Consider the following 17,585-nt stretch of genomic DNA (forward strand, 5'->3'; position numbering starts at 1 on the left):
TGTTGTTAATACCTCGTTAAAAATTAAGGGTTAGTTTAGCTTAATGTGTTAATTAATTAAATTTTAACGATTTACGTGTTGTTTGCTGGGCAAAATAAGCATTTGTAGGATGTGTTTTTTAGGATTTACACCTCAATATCTTAGCTAAACGTATAGGATTACAATGTTTTAGGTAATATTTAATATTCCACGTCTCGATATTTAGTTGAGTTTGCGTTTAATTTTCTACTTTTGCAATCTCAAAAAAAACACCTTAAGTAAATTAAGGTTAACAAGAAAAAAGTTTAAAATTATGTTATCAGTTTCTAACCTTTCGGTTCAATTTGGAAAACGTGTACTTTTTGATGAAGTAAATACAACATTTAATAATGGTAATTGTTATGGAATTATAGGCGCTAATGGTGCCGGAAAATCTACGTTTTTAAAAATTATTGCTGGCAAAATGGACCCAACCTCTGGTAGCGTACATTTAGAGCCAGGAAAACGTATGTCTGTCTTAGAACAAAACCATAATTTACATGATGAAGATACCGTTTTAGAGACCATTTTAAAGGGTAATAAACCATTATATAAACTTAAAACAGAAATTGACGCCCTTTACGCGGATTATACAGATGAGAATGCAGAGAAGATAGGAGAGCTTCAAGTTCGGTTTGAAGAAATGAATGGATGGAATGCAGATAGTGATGCAGCGGCAATGTTATCTAATTTAGGAATTAAAGAAGACTTGCATTATTCTTTAATGAAAGATTTAGATGGTAAACAAAAAGTAAGAGTGTTGTTAGCACAAGCACTATTTGGAAATCCTGATTTATTAATTATGGATGAGCCTACCAATGATTTAGATTACGAAACTATTACTTGGTTAGAAAACTTTTTAGCTAATTATGACAATTGTGTTATTGTAGTATCTCACGATAGACACTTTTTAGATTCGGTATGTACACATATTTCAGATATAGATTTCGGAAAAATAAACCACTTTTCTGGTAATTATACATTCTGGTACGAGTCTTCTCAATTAGCAGCAAGACAACATGCTCAGCAGAACAAAAAAGCAGAAGAAAAGAAAAAAGAGTTAGAAGAATTTATTCGTCGTTTTTCTGCAAACGTTGCAAAATCAAAACAAGCAACGAGTAGAAAGAAAATGATAGATAAATTAAATATAGCAGATATAAAACGTTCTAGTCGTCGTTATCCTGCCATTATTTTTGAACGTGATCGCGAGGCTGGTGATCAAATACTAAATGTTGAAGGTTTAAGCGCAAGCTTAGAAGGAGAAGTTTTATTTAAAAACATTGATATTAACTTAAACAAAGGTGATAAAGTTGTGATGTATTCTAAAGATTCTAGAGCAACAACAGCGTTTTATCAAATTCTTAATGGTAAAGAACAAGCCGATTCAGGTAAGTTTGCTTGGGGTGTTACCACAACACAATCTTATCTACCATTAGATAACAGTGAATTTTTTAATAACAAATTGACTCTAGTAGATTGGTTACGTCAGTGGGCAACAACAGAAGAAGAACGAGAAGAAGTACATATTAGAGGTTTTCTTGGTAAAATGATTTTTAGTGGAGAAGAAGCATTAAAAACTTCAGATGTTTTATCTGGAGGAGAAAAAGTCCGTTGTATGTTAAGTAGAATGATGATGACCAGAGCTAACGTCTTAATGTTAGATGAACCAACAAACCATTTAGACTTAGAAAGTATTACTGCATTTAATAATTCTTTAAAGAATTTTAAAGGTACTATTTTGTTAACAACGCACGATCACGAGTTTGCACAAACTGTGGGTAACAGAATAATTGAACTTACACCCAACGGTGTTATTGACCGCTATATGACTTTTGATGAGTACATGAGTGATAAAAAGATTAAAGAACAACGCGAAAAAATGTATGGCAAGAGCTTGTAATATGTTGTCATACTAAAAATAAAAATGCTGGTGTTTTTGATACCAGCATTTTTGTTTTCTCTTTTATTTAACTCAAAATCAAACGTTTTCTGTTTGCTCTGATTTTTTTTTGTACTTTTTATGTTCAATCTTTTTCTTTTCTAAAATGGCGTAAAATTTTCGAGGAGAAATTCCTAAGTCTCTCGTTATTTCTTTTACTTTTTTAGTCTTTTTTTTATAAAGCTTTAAATTTTCATTTACATTTTTATTAAAGTAAAAATCTTTCAATTTTTCTAAGACTTGTATTTCAGTTAAATTAGATTCTTTAGCATAAAGTTCTACTTCCAATTTTAAATCAGATAATTTCTTTTTCATAAGGGATATTTTTAAGGGTTCTGTTTATTGCTAAACATTTTTATTAATATAACAACGCAGAAAAAAGTTTTATAGATTTATTGGGATATAAAACAAATATATGAAAAAGGGTTAAAAATTATTTTCTCTCTATTTAACTTTATTATAGTACTAGAATAGTGAACATTCTATATTAAGATGCTGATTCCATTTCTGCTTCAACACGTGTTACAATAGCTTTTGCTGTTTCTAATTCGTCGTTGTGAACAAAAATTTCTTGAATACCTTGATTTAATGAAGCATAACCAGCCAATCTTTGAGATTCACCTTCATCTTTAATAATAGGAATTATGCCAACATGCTCTAATTCCTCTTTAATTCGTATTGCTAAAATAAAATTGCCGTAATAAACTTTTGTATATTCTGTAGTGCTCATAATAATTAGTTTTAAATATTTAAGATAAGTTACAAAATTTATTTGATATCTAATCCTAAATAATTCTTAATTTATTAGCGTTAACTATGGTTTTTTTTAAAACAATAGTTTTTGACTATTAAAATATTGTATAATAAAATGTTATAGATTCTATTAAAAATTCATTATTTTATATTTTTATAACAGAAAAACAGTTTAAATTATATAATATGGAAAACACAGCTAACAATTCTGCAGATTCAATACATGCAGAAAATCAAGAATTAAATCCACATGGAGGCACTGGGTCAGATATTACTAAGTGTCCTTTTATGCAAGGCGCAATTACAACCACAGAAAAAACAGTTACAGATTGGTGGCCAAACACGCTTAATTTAGACATTTTACACCAGCATGATACTAAGACTAATCCGTTAGGTGCAGATTTTGATTATAAAGAAGAATTGAAAAAATTAGATGTAGATGCTCTTAAGAAAGATTTACATGAGTTTATGACGGACTCTCAAGATTGGTGGCCGGCAGATTGGGGGCATTATGGCGGTTTAATGATTAGAATGGCATGGCACGCAGCAGGTTCATATAGATTAGCTGATGGACGTGGAGGTGGTGGAACAGGTAACCAGCGTTTTGCTCCATTAAACTCTTGGCCAGATAATGTAAGTTTAGATAAAGCTAGACGTTTACTGTGGCCTATTAAAAAGAAATATGGCAATAAAGTAAGTTGGGCAGATTTAATAATTCTTGCAGGTACAATTGCTTACGAAAGTATGGGTTTAAAAACTTATGGTTTTGCATTTGGAAGGGAGGATATTTGGCACCCAGAAAAAGATGTTTATTGGGGAGCAGAAAAAGAATGGTTAGCACCAAGTGATGAGCGTTATGCTAATGTTGACAAGCCAGATACTATGGAAAATCCATTGGCAGCTGTACAAATGGGATTAATCTACGTAAACCCAGAAGGTGTTAACGGAAAACCAGATCCATTAAAAACAGCAGAGCAGGTGCGTGAGACTTTTAAGCGTATGGCAATGAATGATGAAGAAACTGTTGCTTTAACAGCTGGTGGACATACGGTAGGAAAAACTCACGGAAATGGTGATGCTAGTATTTTAGGACCCGATCCAGAAAGTGCAGATGTAGAAGAGCAAGGTTTAGGTTGGTCTAATCCTACAAAATCAGGTAAGGGTAGATATACAGTTACTAGTGGATTAGAAGGTGCATGGACTACGCATCCTACAAAATGGGATAATGGCTTTTTTGAAATGTTATTTAACCACGAGTGGGAATTACGTAAAAGTCCTGCAGGAGCATTACAGTGGGAGCCTGTTAGTATAAAAGAAGAGGATATGCCTGTAGATGTTGAAGATTTAACAACAAAGCATAATCCAATGATGACTGATGCAGATATGGCTATGAAAATGGATCCAATCTATAAGGAGATTTCATTAAAATTTATGAATGATTTTGATTATTTCTCTGACGCATTTGCTCGTGCTTGGTTTAAATTAACGCATAGAGATATGGGACCAAAAGACCGTTGGTTTGGACCAGATGTACCACAAGAAGATTTAATATGGCAAGATCCTGTTCCTAAAGGAAATAAAGTTTATGATGTAGAAGCTGTTAAAGCTAAAATTGAAAGTACAGATTTAAGTATTGCAGAATTAGTATCTACAGCTTGGGATAGTGCAAGAACGTTTAGAGGTTCAGATTTTAGAGGTGGATCAAATGGTGCACGTATTCGTTTAGAGCCACAAATTGCTTGGGAAGCTAATGAACCTGCTCAATTACAAAAAGTACTTGCAGTTTTAGAACCAATTGCGACTGAATTTGGTATTAGTGTTGCAGATACTATTGTGTTAGCGGGTAATGTTGGAGTAGAAAAAGCAATTAAAAATGCAGGATTGAGTGTAAGCGTACCTTTTGCTCCCGGTAGAGGTGATGCTTCACAAGAAATGACAGATGTAGAGTCTTTTGAATCTTTAGAGCCAGTAGCTGATGGCTATAGAAACTACCAGAAAAAAGAGTATGTTGTTAGTCCAGAAGAAATTTTATTAGATAAAACGCAGTTACTTGGATTAACAGCAGCAGAAATGACCGTTTTAGTAGGCGGAATGCGTGTTATGGGAACCAACTATGGTGGAACAAAACATGGGGTGTTTACTGAAAATGAAGGCGCTTTAACTAATGATTTCTTTGTAAATCTTACCGATATGATTTATGAGTGGAAATCATTAGACAATGGTATTTACGAAATTAAAAATCGTCATACAGGTGAAGTTAAGTACACTGCAACACGTGTAGATTTAGTATTTGGCTCTAATTCTATTTTACGTGCGTATTCAGAATTATATGCGCAAGATGATAGTAAAGAAAAGTTTGTAAAAGATTTTGTTGCAGCTTGGACAAAAGTAATGAACGCAAATCGTTTTGATATATAATTAGTAATAAACATTTATATAAAAAGGAATGGACTTACGGACGTTCCTTTTTATTTTAAAATATTTTGAAAATGAAAAGGGATTCTGATGTTTTTTTTGAAGCTTTAAGGGTAGGAGACAAAGACCGACTAAAAGCCTTAATGTGTATAAATCCACAATTAGTGAATGAAACTGATGCAAGAGGTTTTACACCATTAATTTTAGCCACTTATTTTGATAATGAAATTGCGACGCAAATGCTAATTGAAAATAACGCAGATATTAATGCAAAAGATGGCTCAGGTAATACAGCTTTAATTGGTGTATGTTTTAAAGGAAATATGTCTTTATCTACCACGTTATTGGCTAATGGAGCAGATGTAAATGCAGTTAATAAAGACGGAACGACTGCGTTAAGTTTTGCAACACAATACAATAAAATAGACATTGTAAAATTATTATTAGAGCATGGTGCAGATAAAACAATAGAAGATAACTCCGGAAAAACTGCTTTAGCGCACGCAAAAGCTAAAGGTTTCACAGAACTAGTATCGCTTTTAAAATAACAGAGGTTTATCCTAGTTAGCATTTTAATAGTTGTTAGAAATAATAAAACCTCAGTAAACACTGAGGTTTATTTAATTTATTAAGTTTAAGATATTTGATTTTAAAAACTTAAAATAATTCTTGAGCTAATTCCATATTTAACATTGCACCAGCAATATTGCCAGACCGTACAGCATTTGCAACTGATTTAAATCTGTTAGCATTATCTCCACAAGCATAAATTCCAGGAATAGTTGTTTTTTGCAATTCATCCACTTTTATGTAACCGTGTTCGGTTAGGTTGCAACCCAATGTTTCAGGAATTTTAGTGTGTTGTTCAAAAGGCAATTGGGCATAAATAGCATCAAAACCTTCTGTTTTTCCGTCTTTATAAATAACACTTTTAACAGCGCCATTATCATGTATAATTTCCGTAATTTCTTTTTCTACTATAGGAATATTGTTTTCTTTTAATTTTGCTTTTTGTTCTTCTGAAAAGTCAGCAGTACCTTTTGTAATTATTGTTAATTCTTTTGTAAGGTTATGGACTATTTGGGTAAGATGAAGCGCTTTTTCTGCATTAGAATATATAGCTGTTTTTTTATTTCTAAATTCATAACCGTGGCAATATGGACAATGTATTACTGACTTAGCCCAAGTCGATTTAAAGCCTTTTATTTCTGGTAATATATCTTTAATTCCAGTGGCTATTATTAATTTTTTGGCTTCATAAAACACTCCAGATGTTGTACTGATTTTAAAACCATTGGTTGTTTTTCTGCATCAATAGCAATATCATTAATAAGCTTAACAGTATTATATTTTAAAACTTGTGCTCTTGCTTTTTCTGCTATTATGTGAGGTTGTTCACCATCGTGAGTAATGAAGTTTTGCGAATGTGGTGTAGCGCTATTACAAGGTTCTTCTGCATCTATAATGATAACCTCTCTAAGCGAACGTCCTAAAGTCATCGCTGCAGATAAGCCAGTATAACTACCTCGAATGATTATAACGTCTATATCTCTTTCTGTTTTCAAGGCTTTTGTTTTACAGAGCAAAGTTATAATAATTTTATTAATGCGACATAATTGCATTAATTTTTTTATAATAATGATTCTCCTACAGGCTTTCTTTAAGATAGACGGGTTATTTAAAGTTGAAACCCTTTAAAATAAAAAAGCCTCTATAAAATTTTTAAATGAGGCCTTCTTTGATTTATAAGCTGTAGTTATTTTAAAAACTCAAGTAGCGGTTGTATAAAACTATCGAACTTTTCAATATGTGGTAAATGCCCAACATTTTCAATTTCTACAAGCTTGGCATTTGGTATGGCTTTCTGTGTTTTCTTTCCTAATTCGCTATATAAACCCATTGTTTTTCTTACCTCTTTACTAACTAATGGTTTTCCTAAAGCGGTGCGATCTCTTGTTCCAATTATTAATAGAGTTGGAGCTGTGATATTTTCAAATTCGTAGACCACAGGTTGTGTAAAAATCATGTCGTAGGTTAAGGCATTGTTCCATGCAATGGTTTTGTAGCTAGAATTTAGTGTCCAACCAGCCAATAAATTCACCCATTGATCGTACTCGGGCTTCCATTTATTATCATAATAATTAACTAATTGGTATTTCTTTATACCTTCATAACTTTTTTTAAGCTCGTTTGCATACCACCATTCTACAGGTTTGTATGGTACTTTTAGTTTCCAATCTTCTAAACCAATAGGATTTTCTAAAATAAATTTATCAGTTGTATCAGGATACATTAAGGTAAATCTTGTCGCTAACATGCCACCCATGGAGTGACCTAATACTGATGTTTTTTTTACTTTTAAGGTATCTAATAAGGTTTTTGTGTTTTGTGCTAACTGCTGAAACGTGTAATGAAAATGTTCTGGTTTTGATGATTTTCCAAACCCAATTTGGTCCGGTACAATCACACGGTAGCCTTCTTCGGTTAATGCTTCAATAGTTGTTTTCCAGTAAGCACCATTAAAATTTTTTCCATGTAATAAAAGTATGTTTTTACCATTATAATTTTCTGGTTTTACATCCATATAAACCATTTCTAGTTTTTGATTTTGAATGTCTAATTTTAAGGTATCAACAGGAAAAGGATATTGGTAATTTGATAATTGTAAATCTAACCATTGTAAAGTATCTCCTTGAGCATTTATGTGAATTGATACTAAAAGAACTAACAGAAGTGTAATTATTTTTTTCATTGATGCTATATTTTTACTCAACGAAAGTATATTTTTCTTAGAGGTTATTGCCTTAATAAAATATTAAATTTTTAGTTTTATTAATTCTTTTAAAACAAAAACCACTTAGCTTTTGCCAAGTGGTTTCTATTAATTTTAGGGGTAATTTATTTGTCGTTTTTAGTAAAGTAACCTTCGTTTGAAATTGCAGTATCACTTACAGAAATGCTTCCAGTTTTAAACCAAACTTCTGCATAATTACCATCAGCGTATTGTTTTTGTATATCTCCACCATGTGTTTCTGCACCAGAACACCAGTTTTTATTAACTTCTGGAGATTTTCCGTTGGTTTGATTATAGCAACCCAATTTAAAGAAACAACCTTCACCTGTATACGCCTCTTTGCGCTCTACACCATCTTGACCTAATGGAAAGAATAATTCTTTAGTTTGCTCTGGTATATCTGCTACTGTTGTATATTCAGATTCTACTATGTTTTTTGTGAATGTTTTAGTCTCATGTCCAGGACTTAAGAATGTAAGGTTCATAATGCCATCTTTAACTTCAATAGTATAACTAAATTCTTCTCCTAGTTTTATACCTTCAGCCGGTTCTTCAGGGTATGTGTTTGCATCAGTTCCAACCACAGAGAAATCATTTCCCCAAACCGCAGAAGAATAATCCCAACGTTTAGAATTATCGTCACCAGCAGTGTTGATTTCATAATGCCAAAACACAGACCCTTTATCTTGTCCAGGATATTTTTTGTAGAATATTTTAAGCGGTTCATTTTCAAAGGCATCTGCACTATGTATTTGCCCTACTACTACAGCGTGGGTTGCAGCAACACGAGCGTCACCAGTAGCTGAGACATTCATTACTTTAAGCGTTGCTGTTAATTTATCATCTGCTGTTTTTGGGTACCACTTTTTAATCTGAGCTAATTCAGTTCTTGTATTATTAGATGTACCGTGTGTGTTACCGCCATTAGGCGCTTTAAACACTACCCAATTATTTTCGCCATCATTAGTGGTGTAAAAGAAGTCTTTGTTTTCAAAATTAATTGGGACACCTACGTTAGAGCCATCACCTAAGATGAGTTTCCAATTATCAAAAAACGGAATTACGTCGCTAGCGTAAACGGTTTTAGGTGTTTCTTTTTTGCTTTCGGTTGTTGTAGTTTCAGTTGCTTTAGTTTCGTTTTTACAGCTACTTAGTGTAAGTAAGGCTCCAAAAACAAGACAAGTTGAAACTGATTTAATCAGTGTTTTTTTCATTTTATTGTTGTTTAAAATTGGTTTATTTAGTGTTGTGAATGTAGTTGTTTTTTATCACTTAACTAAGGTAGGAAAAATTTGGTTAACCAATTATTGAATTAAACAAAAAAACCACTTTGCATTCGCAAAGTGGCTTAATAAAACTTATTTTTCTTTTTCTATATGTCTATTTGTCAATAGAGCCTAAAACACGTTTCATAAAATTATTAACCGCATCTTTTTTAGTAGCACCATCTTTAATCATTTTGTTTACTTCTATTGCGCCATACATGTTAGAGATTAATTCTCCTATAACGTCTAATTCTTCGTCTTTTAGGGAAGGAACTTCAGTTAATGCTTCTAATGTCTCAATAGTTTCAATGATATAATCTTCGTCATTATCTTCAATGAATTGCGTTAAGTGTTTAATTACAGGTAATTTCATACTTAAATAGCTTCTTCTACAAGTTCTTTTAAAACATCGAACTTATTAGTTTGTACTTGACCTTTAAATTCACCGTTTTTAAATGTCGCAAATGTTGGTAAATTATCTACCGTTGCTAATTTTCTGCTTTCAGGAAATTTTTCTGCATCAGCGATAACAAAAGTAGCACCTTCGTTTTCCGTTGATAATTTCTTGAATTTAGGTTTCATTATTCTACAATTTCCACACCAAGTGGCCGAATATTGAACGATTACAGTATCATTTTCTGAAATGATATTCTGTAAATTATCTTGATCTAATTCTTGAATCATAATCCTTGGTTTTATTAACCTATCAAGCTTTTCAAAACCTGATAGGTTTAATAATTTGTTTTTAGTTTAACTGAGTAGATAAATACTCTTTAGTACCTTGTGCATTAGCTTGCATAGCTTCTTTACCTTCTTCCCAGTTTGCAGGACAAACTTCACCTTTTTCTTGTACGTGTGTTAATGCGTCAATGATTCTTAAATATTCATTTACGTTTCTACCTAACGGCATGTTGTTAACGCTCTCGTGCTGAATAGTGCCTTCTTCGTCAATGATATAAGTTGCTCTATAAGTAACATTATCACCCTCTACAGTTACTAAACCAGTTTCTTCATCAAATTGCTCATTAAAAGTATCTAAGATACCTAAAGCAGAAGCTAAGTTACGGTTAGAATCTGCTAAAATTGGATATGTTACACCTTCAATACCACCATTATCTTTTGCTGTACTTAACCATGCAAAGTGAACTTCTGCCGTATCACATGATGCACCAATTACAATAGTGTTTCTTTTTTCGAATTCACCTAAAGCAGCTTGAAAAGCGTGTAATTCAGTTGGACAAACAAAAGTAAAATCTTTTGGGTACCAGAATAAAACCACTTTTTTGTTGTTGTTTTTTGCTTCCTCTAGAACGTTTACTTTAAAAGTATCGCCCATATCGTTCATTGCGTTTACTGTTAAATCTGGAAATTGTCTTCCTACTAATGCCATGTTATTATATTTTAATTTGTTAATTAATTTCTACGGCAAATTTAGTAAGTAGTATCGTACTTTCTAATAGGTGTTGATTATGTTATGAAATAGTGAAATAGTAAGTCTATATGGTATCAAAAATGTGGGTTAAATATTATCATTATCATAATATAACCTGTAAAAAAATATCAACCTGATAAATTAGGATAGAAAACTCTTGTGTATTACCTATTATTTATTTGTTAACATTTTAATTTTAATTCTAAATGCTGCAAATAATAAAGTAGTAAAAGGACTTAGCCAATTAAAAATAGCAAATACAAAATATTCTGCAACGCCAACACCTAAAACACCACTATGATAAGCACCACAAGTGTTCCATGGAACTAGTACAGAGGTTACCGTACCTGAATCTTCTAATGTTCTACTTAAGTTTTCCGGAGCAAGCCCTTTGTCTTCATATGCTTTTTTAAACATCTTTCCTGGTACAACTAAGGCTAAATATTGGTCAGAAGCTGTAACGTTAAGGGCTAAGCAACTAGCAACAGTACTCGCAAACAATCCAAATGTGGTTGTTGCTAAACTTAATAAGGCTTTACTTATTCTTGCTAATGCACCAATGGCATCCATAATACCTCCAAAAACCATAGCGCAAATTATTAACCAAATGGTTCCTAACATGCCAGCCATTCCTTTTCCTGAGGCAGAAAATAATCCTGCTAAAGTTTCATTATCTGTAGCAATAGTTGTTTTTACCGTTATAGCATCCATTACACCTTTATAAGCTGTACTTACAGTTAGTTTTTCTACACCTGCAATTTGAGCAACAATTTGAGGTTGAAAAATTAAAGCAAATATGCCACCTAATAACGTACCGACAAGCAAAGCAATAAGAGGAGGTGTTTTTTTGACGATTAACACAATAACAAAAATAGGTACTAAAAATAACCAACCATTAATGTTAAATGTTTTGTCTAAATCATTGATAAGTGCAGATGTGTCTGCTGTACCTTCTGGACTTTGAGTAAAACCTAATATTAGAAACACAATTAATGTTACTACTATAGTTGGAACAGTGGTAATAGACATGTATTTTATATGTGTAAATAAGTCACCACCTGCCATTGCAGGTGCGAGGTTTGTAGTATCACTTAAAGGTGACATTTTATCTCCAAAGTAGGCTCCAGATAAAATGGCTCCAGCAGTCATTCCTAATGATATACCTAAAACATCTCCTATACCAATTAATGCAATACCTACAGTAGCAGAAGTTGTCCAAGAACTTCCGGTTGCCACAGATATTACAGCGCATATTATTACACATGCCATTAAAAATATGGTTGGATTTAAAATTTGTAATCCATAGTAAATCATTGCAGGAATAATTCCGCTAATAAGCCATGTTCCAGCTAACGCACCTACCATTAATAAAATTAATAAAGCTCCTGCAGTAGATTTAATATTTTCTGCAACTTCTTCTATCATTTGTTCAAAAGAAACCTTATTAAAAAAACCAATAAGTGCAGCCACTGCAGCACCTAATAAAAGAACAAACTGATTACTACCACTTAAGGCATTATCACCATATACTAAAACATTGTAAGCAAGCATTCCAACTAAAGCAAACACAGGTATAAGAGCTTCCCAAATATTAAGTTCTTTATTTTCAACAATTTGTTGGTCTTTTGGCTGTGTTGGTTTAATATCTTTACTTTCCATTTAATATTTGTTAGTTAGTTTGAATTGTAATGTTACAATAATCTTAATTTTTCTACAAATTTGAGAGAACTCTTTTAGTTTAAGTAATAGGAAAAACGTGTCGTTTATCGAAAAAATGTGACCAAATAATACTAAACACGTGTCATATAAGTGTTTAACAAAATTATATTAATTAATTATTCCCCAATTATGACACTTAATATCTACCTGCTTTTACTTTCGTTAGTATTTTTTACAATAGTTACCGATTTATTTTATAATTTAAATACAGTAAATGATTTTAATTATATAGTTAATGATCAGAATTCTTACACTTCTAACTTGAGAATAAAATTTCAAGATTTGTTTTCTACCAGACAAAAGTCTTCAATAAGTAGTAATGAGGAAAAAATAATCAACGCACTAAGCCATGAACAATTAAAAGCTAAAGATTTGCTTAATAAGTATAATAAACAACTAAACCGTAGTTTAAAAACTTTAAAATATATCGCTGAAATGGAGATTCAGTTAAAAACGGATAAGGATAATTTTAAAGATTTGTTTAACTTAAAGAAAAATATTCAATTGGATGTTGTTAGACTTACGGCAAAAATCAATTTTTACAGATCTAAATTACAAATAGTATAAAAATAAATGCTAAAGCCTGAGATTTTATTATCAGGCTTTTTAATATTTTATTTGATTTACAGAATATCTAATTCTATCATGCATTTTTTCATCATATCATAAGTGCGCTCTATATCTGCATCTAATCCAATAGAAAAACGGATTAATCCATTGCTTAATCCCATTTCTTTTTGTTCTTCTTCTGGAATTTCTGAAGATGTAGAGCTTCCAGGGGCACTAAATAATGTTTTATAAAACCCTAAACTTACGGCTAAGTAGCCTAAATTACGCTTTTGCATTAATTCCATTAACGCATTGGCTTTATCTAAAGAACCAACATCAATGGTTAGCATTCCTCCAAAGCCATATTTTTCGTTCATCATAGATTTAAATAATTTATGTGATGGGTGAGACGCCAAACCAGGATAAACAGTTTTTAAACCATCTTTTTCAAATTTCTCAGCTAAATATGTTGCATTATGGCTGTGTTGCATCATTCTAATATGCAATGTTCTTAAGTTTTTTAATACCGAGGACGCTCTTAAGCTATCCATTGTAGAACCAAGTAACATTGCAGCACCACTGTTTACGTTTCTTAGATCGTCTATTAATTCTTGGGTACCACAAACAACACCTCCAACAGTGTCTGAAGACCCGTTTATAAATTTTGTTAAACTGTGCACAACAATATCCGCACCTAAATTTATTGGTGAAATTGATAGTGGAGAAAAGGTGTTATCTACTACGAGTTTTAAATTATGTTTTTTAGCCAAATTAGCCAAACCTTTAATATCGGCTACTTCTAGTAAGGGATTACTAACTGATTCGCAGTAAAGTACTTTAGTTTTTGGTGTTATAGCAGCTTCAACGGTATCTAATTTAGTAATGTCCACAAAGGTGGTATTAATACCTAAACGTGGTGTAAAGTTTTTAAGAAATGCGTACGTACCTCCATAAATTGTTCTGCTACTTACTACATGTTCTCCTGCATCGCAAAGTTGCAATAAAACAGGCGTAATTGCTCCCATTCCTGAAGCCGTAACAGTTGCTGTTTCCGTACCTTCCATAGCTGCTAATGCTTCACCTAAATATAAGTTAGAAGGCGAGGAGTGACGCGAGTATAAATAACAGCCATCTGCGTTTCCCTCAAAAGTATCGAACATGGTTTTTGCTGATAAAAAGGTATAAGTAGATGAATCTGAAATGGACGGGTTTACACCTCCAAATTCTCCGAAATATTGTAAATCTTGAATGTTATTTGCCGGTTTAAATTTCATTTTAAATTAATTTAGTGTGTATTCAAAAATCGTTTATTATAGAGTAAATGTCAATGATGTGTTTAAATTTTAGATAATTTATCTAAAAAAATTTTAAATTTTGGTAATATTTTCTATATTTTTAGTAAATTATATATTATTTCGGAAAAAAGATAAGTATGGTATTTGATGATATAGATAGAAAACTATTGTCTCTACTGCAGAGCGATAGTAAGCAAACTAACAAAGCTTTAGCAAATCAGTTAAATCTCTCCGTAACAGCAGTTTATGAACGCATAAGAAAACTTGAAAAAAACGGAATAGTAAAAAATTACGTTGCGTTAGTAGATAAAAGTAAAGTTCAAAAAGATTTTGTGGCTTTTTGCCACATTAAGTTAGTGCAGCATTCACAAGAATATGTAGTAAAGTTTGAGCGTGAAGTGAATCTTCTAAACGAGGTTTTAGAATGTTACCACCTTAGTGGAGATTACGATTATTTACTAAAAGTTTTAGTAAAGGATATGTCGTCTTTTAGAGAGTTTATGGTAGAAAAGTTAACTAAAATTGACCATATAGGTAGTACACATAGTATGTTTATGATAAATGAAGTTAAACATACTACAGCTATTGCATTATAGAAATCTAAATACTCGTTTATTAATTTTTTATTTAATTTTAGTTTATTATTTATTTTTCATGTTATTTAATTCATAAAATTAAAATATGACACAATCCCATATTAAAGATTTATACAAGTTTATATTTAAATCTTATGACAAACCATTTCTAAAACAGCATATTAAAAAGTTTATGGAGTTAGATGAATATCTTCCATACAGTTCTACTTTTTTCTGTGTTACCAACACACAAGATTTAACTTTTGAGTACGTAAGTAAAAACTATAATGCGTGTTTAGGTCTTGATGCTAAGGAATTAAAGGCAAAAGGTATGCGGTATTTTTGGCAAAGAATACATCCAGACGATATAGATGCCTGGCTGCAAGCCCTCAATTCACTGATGGAATTTACATTAAGCAATATTACCGTAGATAAAAGAAAGGATGCCAATTATACATGGAATTTTAGACTAAAAAATGCTGACGGTGTTTATGTAAATGTTATTCAGAATACAACACCTTTAGTTTTTGATTCTGCTGGTAAACCCGTTATTGGTTTAGCGCATTATACTATTTTAGATGCTAACATTAAAATGGAAATTACAGCTTCAGCAAAACTTTTAAATATGCACAATGAGTACGAAACCATTTATTTCAATAATTATTCTCAGAAGTTATTAAGCGATGGTATTAGCAACCGAGAACGCGATGTTATTAGGTTATTAGTATTAAACCAAACAAGTAAAGAGATTTCAGATAAACTTAATATTAGCTCCCATACGGTTGATACACATAGGAGAAATATTTTAAAAAAACTCAATATTTCCTCTACAGGAGAACTAATAGGAATGTTAAAAACAAAACAACACTGGTTATAAATTAACAAAATACTCAAATTGAGTATTGTAAAAATGGCCGTTAATATGCAATTTTGAAGTGCTATTAGCAACTTAGGGAAAAATATGTCCATTCTTTTATTTTATTTATAATTTAAGAGATTGGACTTTTTTTGTTATCTAATTATCATTTTTCTTAATTTGAATAATCTAAACGCTAGATTCCTTTTTAAGAATATTTTTATATTCTCAAGCAACCATTCTTTATATTTATACGTCTTTACTATAAACGGTTAATTTCAATCAATCAAAATTAATAATCAAAAGACAATAATATGAATTATAAAATAGTATTAGTCCTTTTTATCACGTGCTTCTTAGCATCTTGCAAAAGCATTGAAAAACATAATTTACAAGTTACAAAACTCCATTCTGTAGAAGATTTAAGAGAAGATGTAGATAAAGTATATACACAGTTAAAGCGCCATCATCCTCATTTATATCAATTTACTCCAAAAGAAACGTTAGATTTTAAATTCGATAGCCTAAAACAAGCCATTAATAAACCAATGGATAGTAGAACGTTTTATAAGCAATTGGCAGCAGTAACTAAATATGTTGGTCAGGGTCATATGTCAATTTCTCCACCGAGTTTACGTTATTCTAAAAAAGAAAGAAAGGCGTTAAATAAAACCAAATTCGATATCTCTAATTTAGATTTCGAATATTTAGATGATACACTATTTATAGTAAACGCAAGAAAAGACGATTCCATATTAATTAATGCGGAAGTATTAAAAATTGAAAATGAAAAACCTCAAGATTTAATAAAAAAGTACGAAAAAATAATAGCTTCAGATGGCTTTAACACTACGTTTCATCAACGTGTAGCTGGTAATCGGTTTTTAAGATATTACGCCAATGACAAAGGACGTTTTGATAGTATTAGTTTCACCTTAAGAAATTCAGATTCAACCTTTGTTAAGCATTATAAGCGTACCTTAAAAAAGGATACAACAAGTTTAAAAAAGGACTCAATTCTACCAGATTCTCTTTTAAATAAAGTAAAAAAAATAAAACTAACTAAAGCCGAAAAAAAAGCTAAAAAAATAGAACGAAAGGCTAAAAGAAAACACAACGCAAAATATGGTTACATTGCTTCTAGAGATGAATACACCAGAAATTTAAACTTTGTTGGTAAAGATAGTACGGTTGCGTTATTAAAGATAAGAGGCTTTTCTAACAATAAATATAAAGACTTTTATGATGAAACATTTAAAACCTTAGATTCATTAAAAAGTGAAGCCTTAATTATAGACTTACGCAATAATTTTGGAGGAAGACTTAGTGAAATATCTTACTTGTACAGTTATTTAACAAATGAAAACTTTGTGATGATAAATCCAAGCGAAGTAAATACTAGAACACCTATATTAAAAAGTTTAATGGCTAATACAACACCAAATTCTCTTAAGGTTTTAGGAGGGCTTTTGTCGCCAGTTTTGGTAACCATAGATTTGTTTAAAACCAAAAAAAAGGATGGTAAATTATATTATAATTTTAAACCATCTAAAGAGCAAGAGGCCAAATCTCTAAATTATAAAGGAAAAGTTTATGTATTAATTAATGGAAATTCTTTTTCTGCATCTTCAGTATTATCTACAAAACTAAGAGGTGCTAAAAGAGCGACATTTGTTGGCGAAGAAACAGGAGGCGCTTATAACGGAACTGTTGCCGGAATTTATAAAATTTACGAAGCACCAAATACAAAAGTACGTGCAAGAATAGGTTTAGCACATATAGATGCACCTAGTAAAGTTACGCCAGATGGTTATGGTATTATACCAGATGTTGAAATTATACCAACATACCTAGACCGATTAAATAATGTAGATCCAGAGTTAGAATGGGTTTTAAAAGATTTAGAAGCAAAGCACTAAATACTTAGTTCTTTAATTAAGCGGTTTTAAAATTGGTAAATCAGTAATGTAAATTG

At 31.4% G+C, this 17,585-nt stretch carries 18 protein-coding genes; 7 read left to right on the forward strand and 11 right to left on the reverse strand.

All coding sequences use genetic code 11. The features are described from left to right. The first annotated feature begins 292 nt into the window (after positions 1 to 292). The gene (locus GN138_RS00435; protein ID WP_157361348.1) at positions 293 to 1,918 is read left to right on the forward strand and encodes an ABC-F family ATP-binding cassette domain-containing protein; all 1,626 of its coding nucleotides are present in this window, start codon (positions 293 to 295) and stop codon (positions 1,916 to 1,918) included. A 78-nt stretch (positions 1,919 to 1,996) separates the two neighbouring features. Here GN138_RS00435 and GN138_RS00440 read toward each other — a convergent pair whose 3' ends face one another. Next, positions 1,997 to 2,272: a hypothetical protein gene (locus GN138_RS00440; protein ID WP_157361349.1), complete on the reverse strand. Its 276-nt coding sequence runs from the start codon at positions 2,270 to 2,272 to the stop codon at positions 1,997 to 1,999. 172 nt (positions 2,273 to 2,444) lie between these two features. Beyond that, positions 2,445 to 2,687: a putative signal transducing protein gene (locus GN138_RS00445; RefSeq protein ID WP_157361350.1), complete on the reverse strand. Its 243-nt coding sequence runs from the start codon at positions 2,685 to 2,687 to the stop codon at positions 2,445 to 2,447. Positions 2,688 to 2,998: 311 nt separating this feature from the next. Between GN138_RS00445 and katG the strand changes: the two genes are divergently transcribed. Together katG and GN138_RS00455 are read left to right on the forward strand one after the other, a co-directional pair. After that, positions 2,999 to 5,128 carry a catalase/peroxidase HPI gene (gene katG, locus GN138_RS00450; protein ID WP_231743036.1) on the forward strand — a complete coding sequence of 710 codons (2,130 nt, stop codon included), beginning with the start codon at positions 2,999 to 3,001 and terminating at the stop codon, positions 5,126 to 5,128. 71 nt (positions 5,129 to 5,199) lie between these two features. Continuing rightward, the gene (locus GN138_RS00455) at positions 5,200 to 5,673 is read left to right on the forward strand and encodes an ankyrin repeat domain-containing protein (protein ID WP_157361352.1); all 474 of its coding nucleotides are present in this window, start codon (positions 5,200 to 5,202) and stop codon (positions 5,671 to 5,673) included. A gap of 109 nt (positions 5,674 to 5,782) precedes the next feature. On the opposite strand, the gene GN138_RS00460 is transcribed toward GN138_RS00455, so the two are convergent. The 8 genes from GN138_RS00460 to nhaC form a co-directional block, all read right to left on the reverse strand. Then, positions 5,783 to 6,391 (reverse strand): NAD(P)/FAD-dependent oxidoreductase, encoded by a 609-nt coding sequence (locus GN138_RS00460; protein WP_317162686.1) that lies wholly within the window; start codon positions 6,389 to 6,391, stop codon positions 5,783 to 5,785. Continuing rightward, the gene (locus GN138_RS16280) at positions 6,367 to 6,690 is read right to left on the reverse strand and encodes a hypothetical protein (RefSeq protein WP_317162687.1); all 324 of its coding nucleotides are present in this window, start codon (positions 6,688 to 6,690) and stop codon (positions 6,367 to 6,369) included. Before GN138_RS16280 ends, GN138_RS00460 begins: the two co-directional genes overlap by 25 nt. 191 nt (positions 6,691 to 6,881) lie before the next feature. After that, positions 6,882 to 7,877 carry an alpha/beta fold hydrolase gene (locus tag GN138_RS00465; protein ID WP_157361353.1) on the reverse strand — a complete coding sequence of 332 codons (996 nt, stop codon included), beginning with the start codon at positions 7,875 to 7,877 and terminating at the stop codon, positions 6,882 to 6,884. A gap of 146 nt (positions 7,878 to 8,023) precedes the next feature. Then, positions 8,024 to 9,133, reverse strand: coding sequence for a polysaccharide lyase family 7 protein (locus tag GN138_RS00470; RefSeq protein WP_157361354.1), 1,110 nt, complete (start codon positions 9,131 to 9,133; stop codon positions 8,024 to 8,026). Positions 9,134 to 9,299: 166 nt separating this feature from the next. Further along, positions 9,300 to 9,557, reverse strand: a complete 258-nt coding sequence (locus GN138_RS00475; RefSeq protein WP_020897037.1) for a DUF6952 family protein — start codon at positions 9,555 to 9,557, stop codon at positions 9,300 to 9,302. Positions 9,558 to 9,559: 2 nt separating this feature from the next. Then, the gene (locus GN138_RS00480) at positions 9,560 to 9,868 is read right to left on the reverse strand and encodes a thioredoxin family protein (protein ID WP_157361355.1); all 309 of its coding nucleotides are present in this window, start codon (positions 9,866 to 9,868) and stop codon (positions 9,560 to 9,562) included. Positions 9,869 to 9,929: 61 nt separating this feature from the next. Then, the gene (locus GN138_RS00485; protein WP_157361356.1) at positions 9,930 to 10,574 is read right to left on the reverse strand and encodes a peroxiredoxin; all 645 of its coding nucleotides are present in this window, start codon (positions 10,572 to 10,574) and stop codon (positions 9,930 to 9,932) included. Positions 10,575 to 10,787: 213 nt separating this feature from the next. Further along, positions 10,788 to 12,275: a Na+/H+ antiporter NhaC gene (gene nhaC, locus GN138_RS00490; RefSeq protein WP_157361357.1), complete on the reverse strand. Its 1,488-nt coding sequence runs from the start codon at positions 12,273 to 12,275 to the stop codon at positions 10,788 to 10,790. A 189-nt stretch (positions 12,276 to 12,464) separates the two neighbouring features. Between nhaC and GN138_RS00495 the strand changes: the two genes are divergently transcribed. Next, complete coding sequence (locus GN138_RS00495) at positions 12,465 to 12,902, forward strand: hypothetical protein (protein ID WP_157361358.1); 438 nt, start codon at positions 12,465 to 12,467, stop codon at positions 12,900 to 12,902. A gap of 56 nt (positions 12,903 to 12,958) precedes the next feature. On the opposite strand, the gene GN138_RS00500 is transcribed toward GN138_RS00495, so the two are convergent. Continuing rightward, entirely contained in the window at positions 12,959 to 14,158 is a 1,200-nt protein-coding gene (locus tag GN138_RS00500) for an aminotransferase class I/II-fold pyridoxal phosphate-dependent enzyme (RefSeq protein WP_157361359.1), read from the reverse strand. A 158-nt stretch (positions 14,159 to 14,316) separates the two neighbouring features. Between GN138_RS00500 and GN138_RS00505 the strand changes: the two genes are divergently transcribed. From GN138_RS00505 to GN138_RS00515, 3 genes are all read left to right on the forward strand, one after another. Beyond that, complete coding sequence (locus GN138_RS00505; RefSeq protein WP_157361360.1) at positions 14,317 to 14,775, forward strand: Lrp/AsnC family transcriptional regulator; 459 nt, start codon at positions 14,317 to 14,319, stop codon at positions 14,773 to 14,775. Positions 14,776 to 14,860: 85 nt separating this feature from the next. Further along, positions 14,861 to 15,631 (forward strand): LuxR C-terminal-related transcriptional regulator, encoded by a 771-nt coding sequence (locus GN138_RS00510; protein ID WP_157361361.1) that lies wholly within the window; start codon positions 14,861 to 14,863, stop codon positions 15,629 to 15,631. A 293-nt stretch (positions 15,632 to 15,924) separates the two neighbouring features. Continuing rightward, on the forward strand, positions 15,925 to 17,529 hold the full coding sequence (locus tag GN138_RS00515) for a S41 family peptidase (RefSeq protein ID WP_157361362.1): 1,605 nt from the start codon (positions 15,925 to 15,927) through the stop codon (positions 17,527 to 17,529). Positions 17,530 to 17,585 lie beyond the last annotated feature (56 nt).

The sequence above is a fragment of the Winogradskyella endarachnes genome (assembly GCF_009741275.1).
Lineage (GTDB): Bacteria > Bacteroidota > Bacteroidia > Flavobacteriales > Flavobacteriaceae > Winogradskyella > Winogradskyella endarachnes.

Coding starts and splice junctions, on each gene's coding strand:
- GN138_RS00485 (WP_157361356.1), bottom strand. CDS start 10,574: ATGGCATTAGTAGGAAGACAATTTCCAGATTTAACAGTAAACGCAATG.
- GN138_RS00480 (WP_157361355.1), bottom strand. CDS start 9,868: ATGATTCAAGAATTAGATCAAGATAATTTACAGAATATCATTTCAGAA.
- katG (WP_231743036.1), top strand. CDS start 2,999: ATGCAAGGCGCAATTACAACCACAGAAAAAACAGTTACAGATTGGTGG.
- GN138_RS00435 (WP_157361348.1), top strand. CDS start 293: ATGTTATCAGTTTCTAACCTTTCGGTTCAATTTGGAAAACGTGTACTT.
- GN138_RS00505 (WP_157361360.1), top strand. CDS start 14,317: ATGGTATTTGATGATATAGATAGAAAACTATTGTCTCTACTGCAGAGC.
- nhaC (WP_157361357.1), bottom strand. CDS start 12,275: ATGGAAAGTAAAGATATTAAACCAACACAGCCAAAAGACCAACAAATT.
- GN138_RS00465 (WP_157361353.1), bottom strand. CDS start 7,877: ATGAAAAAAATAATTACACTTCTGTTAGTTCTTTTAGTATCAATTCAC.
- GN138_RS00510 (WP_157361361.1), top strand. CDS start 14,861: ATGACACAATCCCATATTAAAGATTTATACAAGTTTATATTTAAATCT.
- GN138_RS00440 (WP_157361349.1), bottom strand. CDS start 2,272: ATGAAAAAGAAATTATCTGATTTAAAATTGGAAGTAGAACTTTATGCT.
- GN138_RS00475 (WP_020897037.1), bottom strand. CDS start 9,557: ATGAAATTACCTGTAATTAAACACTTAACGCAATTCATTGAAGATAAT.
- GN138_RS00500 (WP_157361359.1), bottom strand. CDS start 14,158: ATGAAATTTAAACCGGCAAATAACATTCAAGATTTACAATATTTCGGA.
- GN138_RS00470 (WP_157361354.1), bottom strand. CDS start 9,133: ATGAAAAAAACACTGATTAAATCAGTTTCAACTTGTCTTGTTTTTGGA.
- GN138_RS00495 (WP_157361358.1), top strand. CDS start 12,465: ATGACACTTAATATCTACCTGCTTTTACTTTCGTTAGTATTTTTTACA.
- GN138_RS00515 (WP_157361362.1), top strand. CDS start 15,925: ATGAATTATAAAATAGTATTAGTCCTTTTTATCACGTGCTTCTTAGCA.
- GN138_RS00445 (WP_157361350.1), bottom strand. CDS start 2,687: ATGAGCACTACAGAATATACAAAAGTTTATTACGGCAATTTTATTTTA.
- GN138_RS00455 (WP_157361352.1), top strand. CDS start 5,200: ATGAAAAGGGATTCTGATGTTTTTTTTGAAGCTTTAAGGGTAGGAGAC.